Annotated in this window: 14 protein-coding genes; 12 read left to right on the forward strand and 2 right to left on the reverse strand. The window is 69.8% G+C overall.

The window, feature by feature from the left end; translation table 11 throughout:
- Position 1 precedes the first annotated feature (1 nt).
- From ACK3BB_RS23150 to ACK3BB_RS23170, 5 genes are read left to right on the forward strand one after another with little or no spacing between them, the layout of a single operon-like run.
- Positions 2-826 (forward strand): carbohydrate ABC transporter permease, encoded by an 825-nt coding sequence (locus ACK3BB_RS23150; protein WP_428929250.1) that lies wholly within the window; start codon positions 2-4, stop codon positions 824-826.
- 3 nt (positions 827-829) lie between these two features.
- A complete protein-coding gene (locus tag ACK3BB_RS23155) occupies positions 830-1,855 on the forward strand; it encodes an ABC transporter ATP-binding protein (RefSeq protein WP_428929251.1) in 1,026 nt (341 codons plus the stop codon).
- A complete protein-coding gene (locus ACK3BB_RS23160) occupies positions 1,852-2,859 on the forward strand; it encodes an SIS domain-containing protein (protein WP_428929252.1) in 1,008 nt (335 codons plus the stop codon). The genes ACK3BB_RS23155 and ACK3BB_RS23160 overlap by 4 nt, the downstream gene beginning before the upstream one ends.
- Complete coding sequence (locus tag ACK3BB_RS23165) at positions 2,856-3,812, forward strand: carbohydrate kinase family protein (RefSeq protein WP_428929253.1); 957 nt, start codon at positions 2,856-2,858, stop codon at positions 3,810-3,812. The genes ACK3BB_RS23160 and ACK3BB_RS23165 overlap by 4 nt, the downstream gene beginning before the upstream one ends.
- On the forward strand, positions 3,778-5,142 hold the full coding sequence (locus ACK3BB_RS23170; protein WP_428929254.1) for a sulfatase family protein: 1,365 nt from the start codon (positions 3,778-3,780) through the stop codon (positions 5,140-5,142). The genes ACK3BB_RS23165 and ACK3BB_RS23170 overlap by 35 nt, the downstream gene beginning before the upstream one ends.
- A 37-nt stretch (positions 5,143-5,179) precedes the next feature.
- On the opposite strand, the gene ACK3BB_RS23175 is transcribed toward ACK3BB_RS23170, so the two are convergent.
- The gene (locus ACK3BB_RS23175; RefSeq protein ID WP_428929255.1) at positions 5,180-5,854 is read right to left on the reverse strand and encodes a TetR/AcrR family transcriptional regulator; all 675 of its coding nucleotides are present in this window, start codon (positions 5,852-5,854) and stop codon (positions 5,180-5,182) included.
- 128 nt (positions 5,855-5,982) lie between these two features.
- On the opposite strand from ACK3BB_RS23175, the gene ACK3BB_RS23180 reads away from it, so the two are divergent.
- The 3 genes from ACK3BB_RS23180 to ACK3BB_RS23190 are packed head-to-tail and all read left to right on the forward strand — an operon-like array spanning position 5,983 to position 8,993.
- Positions 5,983-6,759, forward strand: a complete 777-nt coding sequence (locus ACK3BB_RS23180; RefSeq protein WP_428929052.1) for an SDR family oxidoreductase — start codon at positions 5,983-5,985, stop codon at positions 6,757-6,759.
- Positions 6,760-6,768: 9 nt separating this feature from the next.
- Positions 6,769-7,977 (forward strand): acyl-CoA dehydrogenase family protein, encoded by a 1,209-nt coding sequence (locus tag ACK3BB_RS23185; RefSeq protein ID WP_428929053.1) that lies wholly within the window; start codon positions 6,769-6,771, stop codon positions 7,975-7,977.
- A complete protein-coding gene (locus ACK3BB_RS23190; RefSeq protein ID WP_428929054.1) occupies positions 7,974-8,993 on the forward strand; it encodes a phosphotransferase in 1,020 nt (339 codons plus the stop codon). Before ACK3BB_RS23185 ends, ACK3BB_RS23190 begins: the two co-directional genes overlap by 4 nt.
- Positions 8,994-9,302: 309 nt before the next feature.
- Here the strand turns inward: ACK3BB_RS23190 and ACK3BB_RS23195 are convergent, their stop codons facing one another.
- Complete coding sequence (locus ACK3BB_RS23195; RefSeq protein WP_428929055.1) at positions 9,303-10,277, reverse strand: LysR family transcriptional regulator; 975 nt, start codon at positions 10,275-10,277, stop codon at positions 9,303-9,305.
- A gap of 92 nt (positions 10,278-10,369) precedes the next feature.
- Here ACK3BB_RS23195 and ACK3BB_RS23200 point away from each other — a divergent pair, with 92 nt between their 5' ends.
- From ACK3BB_RS23200 to ACK3BB_RS23215, 4 genes are all read left to right on the forward strand, one after another.
- Positions 10,370-11,335 carry a dioxygenase gene (locus ACK3BB_RS23200; protein ID WP_428929056.1) on the forward strand — a complete coding sequence of 322 codons (966 nt, stop codon included), beginning with the start codon at positions 10,370-10,372 and terminating at the stop codon, positions 11,333-11,335.
- Positions 11,332-12,291, forward strand: coding sequence for a VOC family protein (locus ACK3BB_RS23205; protein WP_428929057.1), 960 nt, complete (start codon positions 11,332-11,334; stop codon positions 12,289-12,291). The genes ACK3BB_RS23200 and ACK3BB_RS23205 overlap by 4 nt, the downstream gene beginning before the upstream one ends.
- On the forward strand, positions 12,291-12,944 hold the full coding sequence (locus ACK3BB_RS23210) for an alpha/beta hydrolase (protein WP_428929058.1): 654 nt from the start codon (positions 12,291-12,293) through the stop codon (positions 12,942-12,944). Before ACK3BB_RS23205 ends, ACK3BB_RS23210 begins: the two co-directional genes overlap by 1 nt.
- A 77-nt stretch (positions 12,945-13,021) precedes the next feature.
- The gene (locus tag ACK3BB_RS23215; protein ID WP_428929059.1) at positions 13,022-14,293 is read left to right on the forward strand and encodes an ABC transporter substrate-binding protein; all 1,272 of its coding nucleotides are present in this window, start codon (positions 13,022-13,024) and stop codon (positions 14,291-14,293) included.
- Positions 14,294-14,552 lie beyond the last annotated feature (259 nt).

The following is a 14,552-nucleotide window of genomic DNA, read 5'->3' on the forward strand; positions in this document are numbered from 1 at the left end:
CATGGCCATCCTGAAACGCATCGGCTTCTGGGCGCTGGTCACCGTGATCGTGGCCCAGGCCGTGTTCCCGTTCTACTACGCCATCCTGACCTCCTTCGAGAGCGGCCAGGCGATCTTTGACGTCAATTACCTGCCCAAGGTCATCGACTTCGTGAATTACCGCAAGGCCTTCGACAGTGGCGTCTTTGGCCGCCAGATCCTCAATTCGGTCCTTGTCGCCGCCGTGGTCGTGGCCCTGTCGCTGTTCCTGGCCGTCACGGCGTCCTTTGCGCTGGCCCGCATCCCGTTCCGCGGGCGGGGCAAGATCCTGCTCCTGATCCTGTCGGTGTCGATGTTCCCGCAGATCGCCGTCCTGTCGGGCCTGTTCGCCATGGTCCGGGCCATGGGGCTGTTCAATTCGCTCTGGAGCCTGGTCTTTTCCTACATGATCTTCACCCTGCCCTTCACGGTCTGGGTGCTGACCACTTTCATGCGCAAGCTGCCGACCGAGATCGAGGAAGCCGCCATCATGGACGGCGCGAAACCGATGACGATCATCCGCCGGGTGTTCCTGCCGCTGCTGTGGCCGGCCATGGTGACCACCGGCCTTCTGGCCTTCATCCATGCCTGGAACGAGTTCCTCTTTGCGCTGACCTTCCTGTCGACCGACACCCAGCGCACCGTGCCCGTGGCCATCGCGCTGATCTCGGGGGCGAGCGAGTTCGAAATTCCCTGGGGCAGCATCATGGCCGCATCGGTCATCGTCACTCTGCCCCTCGTGGCGCTGGTCCTCGTCTTCCAGCGCAAGATCATCTCCGGCCTGACCGCCGGGGCGGTGAAAGGATAAATCATGGCAACCGTCGAGCTGCGCAATGTCTGCAAGAAATTCGGCACGCACCAGGTCATTTCGGACGTGTCGCTGGCGCTGGAACAGGGCGAATTCGTCGTGTTTGTCGGGCCTTCGGGCTGTGGCAAATCCACCCTTCTGCGCATGATCGCGGGGCTCGAAGAGATCTCTTCGGGCGAGCTGCGCATCGGCGGGCAGGACGTGACCGACACGCTGCCGGCCGATCGCGGCGTGGCGATGGTGTTCCAGAGCTACGCGCTTTACCCGCATATGTCGGTCTTTGAAAACATGGCCTTCGGGCTGGAACAGGCCAAGCTCAAGAAGGACGCCATCCGCGAAAGGGTGATGGACGCCGCGCGGATGCTACAGATCGACGGGCTGCTTGATCGCAAACCCAAGGCCCTGTCGGGCGGCCAGCGCCAGCGCGTGGCCATCGGGCGGGCGATCACCCGCGATCCGCGGGTGTTTCTCTTCGACGAGCCGTTGTCGAACCTCGATGCCGCGCTGCGCGGGGAAACCCGGGTGGAAATCGCGCGCCTGCACGCCCGGCTGCATGACACGACGATGATCTACGTCACCCATGACCAGGTCGAGGCAATGACCCTGGCCGACCGGATCGTCGTGCTGAACGGCGGGGTGGTCGAACAGGTCGGCGCGCCGCTCGATCTCTATGAACGGCCGGCCTCGCAATTTGTGGCCGGGTTCATCGGCAGCCCGCGGATGAACTTCCTGACCGGCGAGATCGCCGCCCGTCACGGCGCCGCGACCTATGGCATCCGGCCCGAGGACCTGGCCATCGGCGACACCGGTGACTGGCCCGGCCGCGTCCTGCTGACCGAGGCCCTGGGCGCCGATACCTTCGTGCATGTCGAGACCGACCTGGCCCCGGCGCCCCTGGTGGCCCGGGCGCCCGGGCGCAGCACGTTCCGCGCCGGCCAACCCGTGGGGCTGACCCCGGATGCCGGGCGCATCCATCTCTTCGATCCGGCCGGACGGCCGGTCGTGACGACAGAAAGGGCACAGGCATGACCGAGACCGGTCTTCAGATCATCGACGCCGAGATGGCGCGGCAATTCCCCGACGCCGCGCGCACCTTTGCCGACCAGGCCGGGGCGGCGGCCGAGGCCGCGGCGCAGATCCGCCGGGCCGGCCGGCTGCACCTGCTGGGCATCGGCGGGTCGCATTGGGTCAACCGGCTGACCGAGCCGTTCTATCGCCAGGCCGGCATCGATGCCACGGCCCATGTCATATCGGAATACATGCGCGCGCCGCTGCCCGGCCCGGCAGTGCGCCTGCTGACCTCGCAATCGGGCGCCTCGGGCGAGATCCTGCGTTATCTCGACCTGTTCACCCACGGGCCCTTTGTCGGGCTGACCCTGGACGGCGACAGCCCGCTGGCCCGGCGGGTGCCCTGCCTGGCCGGCCATGGCCCGGCCGAACGCAGCTATGCCGCCACCCGGTCGGTGGCCATCACCATCGCCCAGCATGCCGCCATCCTGCAGGCGCTCGGCCTGGCCCTGCCCGGGCTGGCCGACGCCCTGGCCCGGCCCGCGCCCCTGCCCGACACCGCCGCCGCGACCGACCTGCTGGCCGGAGCCGGGCGGGCGGTGTTCTGCGCGCGCGGCGCGTTGCAGGGGCTGGCCGACAGCCTGGCGCTGACCTTCATGGAGCTCGCCCGGGTGCCGGCCATGGGGCTGGAGGCCGGGATGTTCCGCCACGGACCCTTCGAGATGGTCGATGCCCGCACGGCCACGATCTTCCTGCGCGGCCAGGGCCCCGAGGGTGACAACCTGGATGCGCTGGTGCGCGACCTGGTCGATGCCGGGTTCCGGCCCATCGTGCTGGATGTCTCGGGCCAGCCGCCGCTGCCCGGCGCGCTTGGCCTGGCCGTGCCGCCGGCCACCGGGCTGGCCGGGGCGCTGCGCCTCCTGCCGCTGGGCCAGCGCATGGCCGTCGATGCCGCCGCGCGGATCGTGCCCGACATGGGCACCCCCCTGCGCAGCACCAAGATCACCTCGGGCGAAGCGGCATGACCGACCGGCCGATCTGCGTGCTGGGCAACCTGAATGCCGACCTGGTCATGGGCCCGCTGGCCAGCTGGCCCGCGCATGGCACCGAATGTTTCCTCGACCGCTGCGATTTCCGGGCCGGCGGCTCGGCCGGCAATACCGCGCTGGTGCTGCACCGGCTGGGCATCCGGGCCGGGCTGGTGTCGTCGACCGGCGACGACGACCTGGCCGTCATGCTGGCCGAGCCCTTCCACGGCCCGCTCGACCGCATCGCCCGGCTGACCGGGCGCACCGGCATATCGGTCGGCGTGACCCATCCCGACAGCGACCGCAGCTTCCTGTCCTTCGCCGGCCATCTCGACCGCACCGACCTGGCCCTGATGCGCGGCCAGCTGGCCGGCTGGCCGCTCGACGGCGCGCTGGCGCTGGTCTCGGGCGGGTTTGCCATGCCCGGGCTGCGGCCCGGCATGCGCGCGCTGCTCGACCTGCTGAGGACCCAAGGCGCCGAGACCGCGATCGACCCGGGCTGGCCCGGCGAAGGCTGGACCAAGGCCACCCGAGCCGAGGTCCTGACCTGGGCCGGGGCCGCGCGCCACCTGTTGCTGAACGACAAGGAGGTCTGCGGCATCACCGGCCAGGCCGATCCGGCCGCGGCGGCGCAGGCACTGTGCGACCGGCTGGGCGGCGACACGGTGGTCGTGGTCAAATGCGGGCCCGAGGGTGCGCTGGCCGTCACCGCCGCAGGCCGGGCCCGGGCCACCGCCGCGCCCCTGGCCCCTTTCGAAACGGTGGGCGCGGGCGATGCCTTCAACGCCGGATACCTGGCCGCCCTGGCCCGGGGCGCCGGGCTGCAGGCCGCGCTGCAGGAAGGCACCCGCACCGCCGGCACCGTGATTTCCGCCTTTCCCCGCGACACCGGCCCGCTGCCGGGCTGGAGCCAAGATGCCACGCAACATCCTTCTGCTGATCGCCGATGACCTGGGGCTGATGACGGGTTGCTACGGCGACCCGACGGCCCACACCCCCCATGTCGACCGGCTGGCCGAACAGGGCACCCGGTTTGCCCGGGCCTTTGCCTCGACGGCTTCCTGTTCGGGCAGCCGCAGCACGATCTACACCGGGTTGCACACCCATCAATCCGGCCAATACGGGCTGAACCACGACCGCCACCATTTCCAGACCTTCCCCGGCGTGGCCACCGCCCCGGCCCTGCTGAACGCCGCGGGCTATGCCACGGGCATCATCGGCAAGGTCCATGTCGGCCCGGATGCGGCCTATCCCTGGACCTGGCGCGACGAAAGCTGGGGCCGCGACGTGGGCTGGATGGCTCAGCGGGCGGCGGCCTTTCTCGATGACGCCGGGACGCGGCCCTTCTTCCTGACGCTGGGCTTCATCGACCCCCACCGCGACGCCAGCCGGGCCGGGTTCGGCGCGCCGGACGGGCCGGACCCCGTTTTCCGGCCGGAAAACGTGGCGGTGCCGGAGTATCTGAACGACCTGCCCGAGGTGCGGGCCGAGCTGGCCGCCTATCACCATGCCATCGCCCGGATGGACCGGGGCGCGGGCCTGGTGCTGGACCTGCTCGCGGCGCGCGGGCTGGCCGAGGACACGCTGGTGATCTTCCTGTCGGACAACGGTGCGCCCTTCATCCATTCCAAGACCACGCTCTTCGATGCCGGCATCCACCTGCCCCTGATCATCCGCCGGCCCGGCGCCGCCCCGGCCACCAGCCAGGCCATGGCCAGCTTTGTCGACATCCTGCCCACCCTGCTCGACTGGGCCGGCATCGCGGCACCCCCCGACGACACCCGCCCGCGCGATGGGCGCAGCCTGCTGCCCCTGCTGGGCCGCGACGGGCCGGACCCGGGCTGGGATCATGTCTTTGGCTCGCATACCTTCCACGAAGTCACCAATTACTGGCCCACGCGGGTCCTGCGCACCGAGCGGTTCAAGTATCACCGCAACGTGGCCTGGCAATTGCCCTTCCCGATCTCGACCGACATCTATGGCTCGCTGTCCTTCGAAGCCATGCGCCGTGCCGCGCCCGAGACCATCGAGCAGCGCATCCACCGTCCGGCCGAAGAGCTCTACGACCTGCAGGCCGACCCGATGGAAACCCGCGACCTGGCCGGTGATCCGGACATGGCCGGGGTGCTGACCGATCTGCGCGCCCGGCTCGAGGCCTGGCAGCGGCGCACCGAAGATCCCTGGCTGCTGCGCGACGGCATGTCCGAACTGGCCCTGCGCGACCACCTGGCCGAAGGCCTCGCCCTGCCCGCCCGCTGGGATTTCGTCGCCCGCGAGTGACGGGCGCCCGACACGCCCAACCCGCCGAACCGCGTGCTCAGGCCAGCGGCCGGCAGCCGCGATGCACCAGGTCCTGCACCGCGGCGATGTAGCTCTCGATCGGAACGCCCCGGCGGTGGTACTTGGCCCGCTTGACATACCAATCCTGCAACAGCGGCTTGATCAGCGAGGCCAGCAGCGGCGAGGTCTCGCGCGGGAAGGCCCCGGCCGCGATGCCGCCGGCGATGACCCTGGCAAAGATCTCCTCGGTCCGGGTCTCGCTGTCGATCGCCCGGCGGCGTTCCTCGGCCGGAAAGTTCTTTGCCTCCATGAAGGCAAAGGCAAACCAGGGCAGCATCGCCTCGGTCAGGCGCAGATGGGTGTCGATCAGCCAGTCCAGATGCGCCCCCGGATCCGCCGGCAGCCCGTCGGGCGGGTCCGACAGCGCGCGCTGGACCTGTTCGGTCACCTCGATCAGGATCATGCGCAGCAGCGTCGTCTTGCTGTCGAAATAGGCATACAGCCCGCCCATCGACACGCCCGAAGCCGCCGACAGGTCGCGCAGGGACATGGCCTGGAACCCGCCCCGGTTCGACAGGTCGAGCGCGGCCTCGACGATGACCTTCAGCTTGCGCACGGCAAATTCGGGTTTGCGCACGGTGATCGTGTCGCCGTGGCGGGCCAGCATCGAGCGGCACAGCGCCTCGGTCGTGTAATCGTCTGGGTTCAGCATGTCCCGTCCTTATCACCGCCTGTCGCGACGGGCACCCGCCATCCATCCGCCAGGACGCTTGCAAGTCAACTCGGTTGCGTCTATCCACGAAATCGAGCGAACGCTCGAAAAATGGGAGGAGGGACGGAATGGCACAGGATCAGGCCGGGCCGGCGATGCGCTGGCCGGGGATCGCCGGGCGGCAGGCGCTGGTGACCGGGGCGTCATCGGGGCTGGGTGCGCATTTCGCGCGGCTGCTGGCGGCGCAGGGCGCGGCGGTGACGCTGGCCGCACGGCGCACCGACCGGCTGCAGGCGCTGGCCGACGAGATCGCGGCAGCGGGCGGCCAGGTCGATTGCCTGGCGCTGGACGTGGCCGACCCGGCCAGCGTGGCGGCCGGGCTGGAGGGGCGGTGCCATGACATCGTGGTCAACAATGCCGGGGTGACGGCCACGGCCCGGGCGCTGGACCACGACGCGGCGACCTTTGCCCGGGTGATCGACACCAATCTCAACGGGGCCTTCGACGTGGCCCGCCATTGCGCACGGGCCATGGCCGATGCCGGCCGGGGCGGCACCATCGTCAACGTCGCCTCGATCCTGGGCCTGCGCGTGGCCGGCATGCTGGCGGCCTATGCCGCGTCCAAGGCCGGGCTGGTCCAGGCCACGCGGGTCATGGCCCAGGAATGGGCCCGCCACGGCATCCGCGTGAACAGTCTGTGCCCGGGCTATATCGAAACCGACATCAACCGCGATTTCTTTGCCACCGAGGCCGGCCAGGCCCTGATCCGCCGGGTGCCGCAACGCCGGCTGGGCCAGCCGTCGGACCTCGACGGGCCCCTGCTGCTGCTGGTCTCCGACCTGGGCGGCTTCATGACCGGCACCGAAGTGGTGGCCGACGGCGGCCATCTCGTGACCAGCATCTGAGGCAGATCCATGGATTTCACCATTTCCCCCCGCATCGAGGACTTCCGCGCGCGCATCGCCCGTTTCGTCGACGACGAGATCCTGCCGCTGGAAGCCGACATGGCCAATCGCGACGCCCATGACAACATCGCCCCGGCCCCCCTGCAGGCCCTGCGGGCCAAGGCCCGGGCCGAGGGCCTGTGGTGCCTGCAGCTGCGCCCCGAGACCGGCGGCCAGGGCCTGGGGCTGATGGGCATGGCGGCCTGCTACGAAGAGATGAACCGGTCGATCTTTGGCCCCGTGGTGTTCAATTCGGCCGCGCCCGACGACGGCAACATGATGATCCTGGAAAAGGCCGGCACCGAAGCCCAGAAGACACGCTGGCTGGCGCCCATCGTGGCCGGGCAGGTCCGGTCGTCCTTTGCGATGACCGAGCCGCATCCGGGCGGCGGGTCCGATCCGGGCATGATGCTGACCCGGGCCGAGAAACGCGGCGACAGCTATGTCATCACCGGGCGCAAGTGGTTCATCACCGGGGCCGAGGAGGCCGAGCATTTCATCCTGGTCGCCCGCACCTCCGACGATCCGCGCCGCGGGCTGACGGCTTTCCTGCATCACCGCGACACGCCCGGGTTCCGCATCGAACGGCGCATCCCGATCATGGGCCCCGAGGAACACGGCGGCCATTGCGAAGTGGTCTACGACGGCATGGAACTGCCCGCCGACAGCGTGCTGCTGGGCGAGGGGCTGGGCCTGAAGGTCACCCAGATGCGCCTCGGCCCGGCGCGGCTGACCCATTGCATGCGCTGGCTGGGCCTGTCCAAGCGCTGCATGGAGATCGCCGCCGAATATGCCGGGCGTCGCCACGGCTTTGGCGTGCGCCTGGCCGACCGCGAGAGCATCCAGATCAAGATGGGCGACCTGGCCATGGGCATCGAGACCGGCCGCCTGCTGGTCATGAAGGCCGCCTGGGAGATCGAGCGCGGCGGGTTTGCGCGCAAGGAAGTGTCGATGGCCAAGATCCACGTGGCCAACCTGCTGCACAAGGCCGCCGACGTGGCGATCCAGGTCAACGGCGCCCGGGGCTATTCGCGCGATACCGTGCTGGAATGGATCTATCGCTATGCCCGCCAGGCCCGGCTGGTCGATGGCGCCGACGAGGTGCACCAGATGGTGCTGAACCGGCTGTTCGACGGCGAAGGCCGCGATTTCTGGTCCTGGGACGTGGCCGCCTCATGAGCGCGCTGGACACCGCCGCGCTGGCTCGCTGGCTGGATGCCCGGCTGCCCGGGACGGTCGGGCCGGAGGCGCTGCAAACGCAGCGGATCGGTGGCGGCCAGTCGAACCCGACCTGGTTCGTCGACCGGGGCGGCGACCGGCTGGTGCTGCGCCGCAAGCCGGACGGAGAGATCCTCCGGGGCGCCCATGCCGTCGAACGGGAATACCGGGTGCAACAGGCCCTGGCCGGCACCGACGTGCCGGTGCCGCACATGCGCTGGCTGGAGGAAGATGCCACGATCCTGGGCACGCCCTTCTACGTCATGGACCGGCTCGACGGCCGGGTCTTTGGAGATGCCGCCCTGCCCGGGATCGCCCCGGCCGACCGGCGCGAGATCTACCTCGACATGGCCCGCGCCCTGGCCCGGCTGCATGCGGTCCGGCCCGATGACATCGGCCTGGGCGATTTCGGCCGGCCGGGCAATTACTTCGACCGCCAGATCACCCGGTGGAGCCGGCAATACGCGGCCTCGCCCGGGCCGCGCATCGCCGCCCTTGACCGGCTGGTCGACTGGCTGCCCGGCCAGGTGCCCGCCGAGGACGGGGCAGTGGCCATCGCCCATGGCGATTTCCGGCTGGGCAACCTGATGTTCCACCCGACCGAGCCCCGTGTGATCGCCGTGCTCGACTGGGAATTGTCGACGCTGGGCCATCCGCTGGCCGACCTGGGCTATTGCGTCATGCCCTGGCGCACCGCGCCGGAGGAATACGGCGGTTTGCTTGGCACCGGCTGGTCCGAGGGCGGCATCCCGACCGAAGCGGAATTCGTGGCCGAATACATGGCACATGCCCGGCCCACCGCGCCGCTGCAGCCCTTCCACGTGGCCTTTGCCCTGTTTCGCTTCGCGGTGATCTTCGTGGGCATCGCCGACCGGGCGCGGGCCGGCAACGCGGCCTCGGACGAGGCCGAAGGTCTCGGCCCGCTGGCCGGTTGCTTCGCCCGGCGCGCGCTGGAGGCGGCGGGGCTGGACGGCTGACCGTTCAGCCTGTGGCGGGGGTGGACGGCCAATCGGCCGGTGAGTGGTGGAGCGGCATGGCTGCCCCCCGAACAGCTGACATTGCAGGACGGCTGACAGGCTGCCATGTGGCCGGGGTGCATGGTTCTGCCTGAGGCGTAGTGAGATGGCTGACCGGCCGCTTGCTGGTGGGGCTGGATCGCCGCCCCCCGGGCAAGTGGCCCGATATGACGGCAGGTTGATCGACGGATGGACGGCCAAGACGGCTGACCGCTCGACCTGTGGCGGGCCACGACAGCCGACCACCCGGATATCGGCGGGGCTGGCCGGTCAGAGACCGTCTTCGCTGGCCGGCGAATTGCCCCAGACCACGGCCCGTTCATGGCGCTGGATGACATGCTTGAGGTTCTCGAAGGCCGTGGTGATATGGCCCGAGAACCGTTCGACCACCGGCGCCCGGGCCGCCGCGCGGTGCATCAGGATGCCCAGGGAACGGTTCGGCTGGGGAATGTTGTAGGGCAGCACGGTGATGCGGTTCTCGCCCCGCTGGGCAAAGACCACCGAAAAGGGCAGCACGGCCAGGGCATCGGTTTCGACCAGCACGTTGACCACGCTCATCAGCGAGCCGCCGGAATAACGGATGTGCAGGTCGGTCATGCCGATCGACATCAGGATCATCTGCAGGTCCGACATCAGCGGCGAGCCGGGCAGCGGGCCGACCCAGGGGTAGCGCGTCAGGTCCTGGGCTTCGAGCGGGCGCTTGCGCAGCAGCGGATGGCCGGCCCGGCAGGCCACGATGTTGCGCCCGGGCAGGATTTCCAGGAATTCATAGGCCGGGCCCAGGTCCGGCTCGCCGATCGGCACGATGCCCAGGTCGACCTGGCCGGCCTCCAGCGCGGCGGCCATCTCGGGCAGGTTCATGTAGGATTGCTCGACTGTCACATCCGGTTCGAGCCGCTGGAATTCGCCGATCATGCGGCTGATCATGGCATCCATGAAGAACGGCACCCCGGCCACCCGGACCAACCCGCTGGTGCCCCGCGAAAAGCCCTGCACGGCCTCCGAGGCCCGGCGCGAGGCAGCGATGATCGCCCGGCCCTGCACGGCCAGCTGCGCGCCCAGGGGGGTCGGGCGCAGCGGCCGGCGCCCCTTGATGAACAGCGGCTCGCCGACCCGGGCCTCGAGCATCGACAGCGACCGGCTGACCGCCGGCTGGGTCAGGCCCAGCAGGGCCGCTCCCTCGGACACGCCGCCGGCGTCGAGGACGGCGGCCAGCTGCATCAGGTGACGTTCATTCAGCTTCATATCATTGTGTTATACTGCTGGTCGAACATCTCAACCTAAATGCGACGCCCCCGCGTTAACCATTTCTTCGGGATTGGGAGGTCCCCGGAGGAATGCACGACATCACGGACATACCAGGCCGGCCTGTGCCCGGCGCCGACGGGCCCGCGCGCCCGGCCATCCCGCGGGATCTGCCCGACCGGCTGGCCGGCGTGGCGCCCAGCCGGCTGACCGAAACCGTCGGCGCGCTGGTCGGCGTGCTGCAGGAGCTGGCCGCCGATGTCCGGCTGACCGATGCCGAGTTCCGCGCCACCCTGGCCTTTCTGACCGAGGTCGGCCACCATGCCGACCCGCGGCGCCAGGAATGGGTGCTGCTGGCCGATGCCCTGGGCCTGTCGGCACGGATCGAGGCGCTGAACCATCCCCGCCCGGCCGGGGCCACGCCCAACACCGGGGCCGGGCCGTTCTATCGGCCCGACGCGCCCGATCTCGACAATGGCGCAACGATCTCGCGCGATGGCAAGGGTCAGCCCCTGGCCGTGACCGGCCGGCTGCGCGGGCTGGATGGCCGGCCCGTGGCCGATGCGCTGGTCGAGGTCTGGCAGGCCAATGCCTGCGGGGCCTATGAAAACCAGGAACCCGATCACCAACCCGAACACAACCTGCGCGGCCGGTTCCGCAGCGACGGGCGCGGGCGCTTTGCCTTTCGCTCGGTCATGCCGGGGGGCTATGCCCTGCCCTCCGACGGGCCGGTCGGCCGGCTGATGGGCGATCTGGGCCTGTGTCTGGAACGGCCCGCCCATATCCACCTGCGGGTCACGGCGCCGGGCTATGAACGGCTGACCACCCATGTCTTCGACCGCGACGACCCGGCCATCGGCCGCGACGCGATCTTTGGCGTGCGCCCCGAGCTGCTGGCCGAGTTCCGCCAGCTGCCGGCCGCGCCCGATGCCCCGGAGACCCCCGGCGACCCGGCGCCCGGCCGGGCGCTGGACCTCGACTTGGTGCTGTGCCCGCGAACCGCGGAGGCACCGGCCCCCGACACCCCATCATCATCTCAAACGGAGGAGACAGAATGAGCCAGATCAGCGGCTTTCACCACCTGACCATGTCCACGGACGGCGCGCAGGAGGATTTCGATTTCTACACCAAGGACCTCGGCCTGCATTCGGTCAAGCGCACCGTGCTGTTCGACGGGGTGCTCCCGGTCTACCACCTGTATTACGGCTCGCCCAATGGCGATGCCTCGACGATCATCACGACCTTTCCGTTCCGCAAGCCCGGCGTCTATGGCCGGCGGGGCACCAACCAGTCGCGCACGATCATGCAGTCGATCCCCAAGGGCGCGGTGGATTTCTGGGTCGACCGGCTGAACGGCCGGGGCCTGAAGGCCGAAAAATTCACCCGCTTCGGCATCGACCGTGTGGCCTTTGAACATCCCTGCGGCATCCCCCACGAGCTGGTCGAAAGCGACAACGACCCGCGCGAGCCGATCACCAACGAAGCCCAGGGCATCAGCAAGGATCACGGGATCAAGGGCATCTACGGCGCGCTGGTGGCCTGTTTCGACCGCACGGCGATGGATGATTTCATGACCATCGCCCTGCCCCTGACCAAGGAAGCCGACAGCGACGAAGGCACCGTCTACCGCGTGCCCGATGCCAATGGCGTGATCCAGCGGGTCGAGGTCATCGACGACAAGGTCTCGCCCCAGGGCACCTGGACCCTGTCGGGCGGCACCATCCACCACCTGGCGCTGAACACCGGCGACGAGGACAGCCAGCTGGCCCTGCGCGCCCATATCGAGGGCCTGGGCTTTACCGACATCTCGGAACAGAAGGACCGCAACTACTTCAAGTCCTGTTATGTCCGGTCGCCGGGCGGCGCCCTGTTCGAGCTGGCCTGGACCACGCCGGAAGGCTGGGCCAAGGACGAGGCCCCGGGCGAGATCGGCAAGACGCTGGTCTTCCCGCCCTGGTTCAAGGACCGCGAAGGCGAGCTGCGCGAAGGGCTGGAACAGGCCGAGTTCGCCTGATGGCGGCACAGGCCCTGCACCTGCCGGCCGGCGATCCCCGGGCGGTCTGTGTCCTGGTCCATGGCCGGGGCCAGTCGCCAGAGGAGATGCAGGCCCATGTCCTGGCGCGGCTCGACGCGCCGGGCGTGGCCCATGTGCTGCCCCGGGCCGAGGGCGGATCGTGGTACGCGGCCAAGGCCGTCGATCCGCTGACCGCCGACACCCGGGCGGCCCTGGGCGCGGCGCTGGACCAGCTGGGCGGCGACATCGCGGCGGCCCGGGCGGCCCATCCGGGCCTGCCCCTGCTGCTGGCCGGGTTCAGCCAGGGCGCCTGCCTGGCGCTGGAATATGCCTGTTCGGGCCGGCCTGCGCCCGATGCCCTGGTGGCCCTGACCGGCTGCCGGGTGGGCGCGCCGCAGGACAACCGCCCCCGGGCCCTGCCCGAGGGGATGGCCGTACTGCTGACCGGCTCCGATGACGACCCCTGGATACCCGTCGCGGCCTTTGCCGATGCCGCCCACGAGCTGGGCCGCCAGAAGGCGCGGCTGCGGGCCGAGCTGTTTCCCGGCCGCGGCCACGAGGTCTCGGATGCCGAGATCACGCTGATGGGCGACGTGCTGGCCGGGCTGACCGGCGCCCGCAGCCCCCAGGGACAGATGGCCGCCCCGGCATAGGGACGGCCCCCGCGCCCCGGCGGCCGGAGGAGGATCCGGGGCCGTCGGGGCGCATCGCAAAAAGGGAGGAAAGAACCATGTTCAACCGACGCAAGTTCCTGCGGGCCAGCGCCGCCACCGGCCTTGGCGTGGCCGCATCCGGCCTGGCCATGCCGGCCCTGTCACAGGGTCGCCGCATCAAGCTGGGCTATGTCTCGCCCCAGACCGGCCCGCTGGCCGGGTTCGCCGAGAGCGATGCCTACAACATCGCGGCCTTCATCGAACAGACCGGCGACACGTTCGAGGTCATCGTCAAGGACAGCCAGTCGAACCCCAACCGCGCCGCCGAAGTGGCCAAGGACCTGATCCTGGAAGACGAAGTCAACCTGATGCTCGTCGCCTCGACCCCCGAGACGACCAACCCCGTCGCCGGGGTCTGCGAGGGCGAGGGCATTCCCTGCATCTCGACCGTGGCACCCTGGCAGCCCTGGTTCATCGGCCAGCAGGGCAACCCGCGCGATCCGGGGTCCTGGCGGCCGTTCGATTATGCCTTCCACTATTTCTGGGGCATGGAAGACGTGATCGACGTCTTCACCGCCATGTGGAACCAGCTGGACACCAACAAGTCGGTCGGCGGGCTGTTTCCCAATGATGCCGATGGCAATGCCTGGGCCGATGACGACACCGGCCTGCGCCCGGGGCTGAAGGCCGCGGGCTATGATCTGACCAACCCCGGCAGCTTCCAGAACCTGTCCGACGATTTCACCGCCCAGATCAACGCCTTCAAGGGCGCCAGCGCCGATATCGTCACCGGCGTGCTGATCCCGCCCGATTTCACCACCTTCTGGAACCAGATGCGCCAGCAGGGCGTGCATCCCAAGGCCGTGACCGTGGCCAAGGCCCTGCTCTTCCCGCAATCGGTGGAAACCCTGGGCGCCGCCGGGCACAACCTGTCGTCCGAGGTCTGGTGGACCCCGTCGCATCCCTTTGCCTCCAGCCTGACCGGCCAGAGCTCGGCCGCGCTGGCCGAAGGGTTCACCGCCGCGTCGGGCCGGCCCTGGACCCAGCCGATCGGCTTCGTGCATTCGCTGTTCGAAGTGGCCGCCGACGTGATGGGCCGGGTGGACGACCCGGGCGACGGCGACGCCGTGGCCGAGGCGGTGGCGGCCACCGATCTCGACACCGTCGTGGGCAAGGTGGCCTGGAACGGCCAGGGCGTGCCCGACTTTGCCGCCCGCAATGTCTGCAAGACGCAGCTGACCGGCGGCCAGTGGCGCATGCGCGACGATGGCGGCTACGATCTGGTGATCGTGGAAAACGGCGCCGCTCCTGACATCCCGACCGGCGGGACGATGGAAGCGCTGAGCTGAGGCCAGACGGCTGGCCCCTCGCCGGGCCGGCCCGCACCTCACACCGCCCTCCGGTGGCGGGGCACCCTCCCCGCCCCGCCGCCGGTCAACCGCCCCGTGCCTGGGCCTGTACCTGGCCCCGGTGGGTGGCCAAGGTGCCTGGCGACCGTGATTGGCCCCAGTGACTGGCTACGGTGCCTAACCCCCATCCCTGGCCCCCCCGTTTCAATCCCTGCTCTGGTCCTCACAAGGGTCCCATCCTTGGCCCCGCCCCTGGCCC

Source organism: Marinibacterium sp. SX1, from assembly GCF_050389775.1.
Classification (GTDB): domain Bacteria; phylum Pseudomonadota; class Alphaproteobacteria; order Rhodobacterales; family Rhodobacteraceae; genus Marinibacterium.

What these genes read in the sequence shown, in the direction of transcription:
- ACK3BB_RS23150 (WP_428929250.1), top strand. Translation starts at nt 2, where the DNA reads ATGGCCATCCTGAAACGCATCGGCTTCTGGGCGCTGGTCACCGTGATC.
- ACK3BB_RS23175 (WP_428929255.1), bottom strand. Translation starts at nt 5,854, where the DNA reads ATGCTGAACCCAGACGATTACACGACCGAGGCGCTGTGCCGCTCGATG.
- ACK3BB_RS23180 (WP_428929052.1), top strand. Translation starts at nt 5,983, where the DNA reads ATGGCACAGGATCAGGCCGGGCCGGCGATGCGCTGGCCGGGGATCGCC.
- ACK3BB_RS23205 (WP_428929057.1), top strand. Translation starts at nt 11,332, where the DNA reads ATGAGCCAGATCAGCGGCTTTCACCACCTGACCATGTCCACGGACGGC.
- ACK3BB_RS23170 (WP_428929254.1), top strand. Translation starts at nt 3,778, where the DNA reads ATGCCACGCAACATCCTTCTGCTGATCGCCGATGACCTGGGGCTGATG.
- ACK3BB_RS23200 (WP_428929056.1), top strand. Translation starts at nt 10,370, where the DNA reads ATGCACGACATCACGGACATACCAGGCCGGCCTGTGCCCGGCGCCGAC.
- ACK3BB_RS23165 (WP_428929253.1), top strand. Translation starts at nt 2,856, where the DNA reads ATGACCGACCGGCCGATCTGCGTGCTGGGCAACCTGAATGCCGACCTG.
- ACK3BB_RS23195 (WP_428929055.1), bottom strand. Translation starts at nt 10,277, where the DNA reads ATGAAGCTGAATGAACGTCACCTGATGCAGCTGGCCGCCGTCCTCGAC.
- ACK3BB_RS23185 (WP_428929053.1), top strand. Translation starts at nt 6,769, where the DNA reads ATGGATTTCACCATTTCCCCCCGCATCGAGGACTTCCGCGCGCGCATC.
- ACK3BB_RS23210 (WP_428929058.1), top strand. Translation starts at nt 12,291, where the DNA reads ATGGCGGCACAGGCCCTGCACCTGCCGGCCGGCGATCCCCGGGCGGTC.
- ACK3BB_RS23190 (WP_428929054.1), top strand. Translation starts at nt 7,974, where the DNA reads ATGAGCGCGCTGGACACCGCCGCGCTGGCTCGCTGGCTGGATGCCCGG.
- ACK3BB_RS23215 (WP_428929059.1), top strand. Translation starts at nt 13,022, where the DNA reads ATGTTCAACCGACGCAAGTTCCTGCGGGCCAGCGCCGCCACCGGCCTT.
- ACK3BB_RS23160 (WP_428929252.1), top strand. Translation starts at nt 1,852, where the DNA reads ATGACCGAGACCGGTCTTCAGATCATCGACGCCGAGATGGCGCGGCAA.
- ACK3BB_RS23155 (WP_428929251.1), top strand. Translation starts at nt 830, where the DNA reads ATGGCAACCGTCGAGCTGCGCAATGTCTGCAAGAAATTCGGCACGCAC.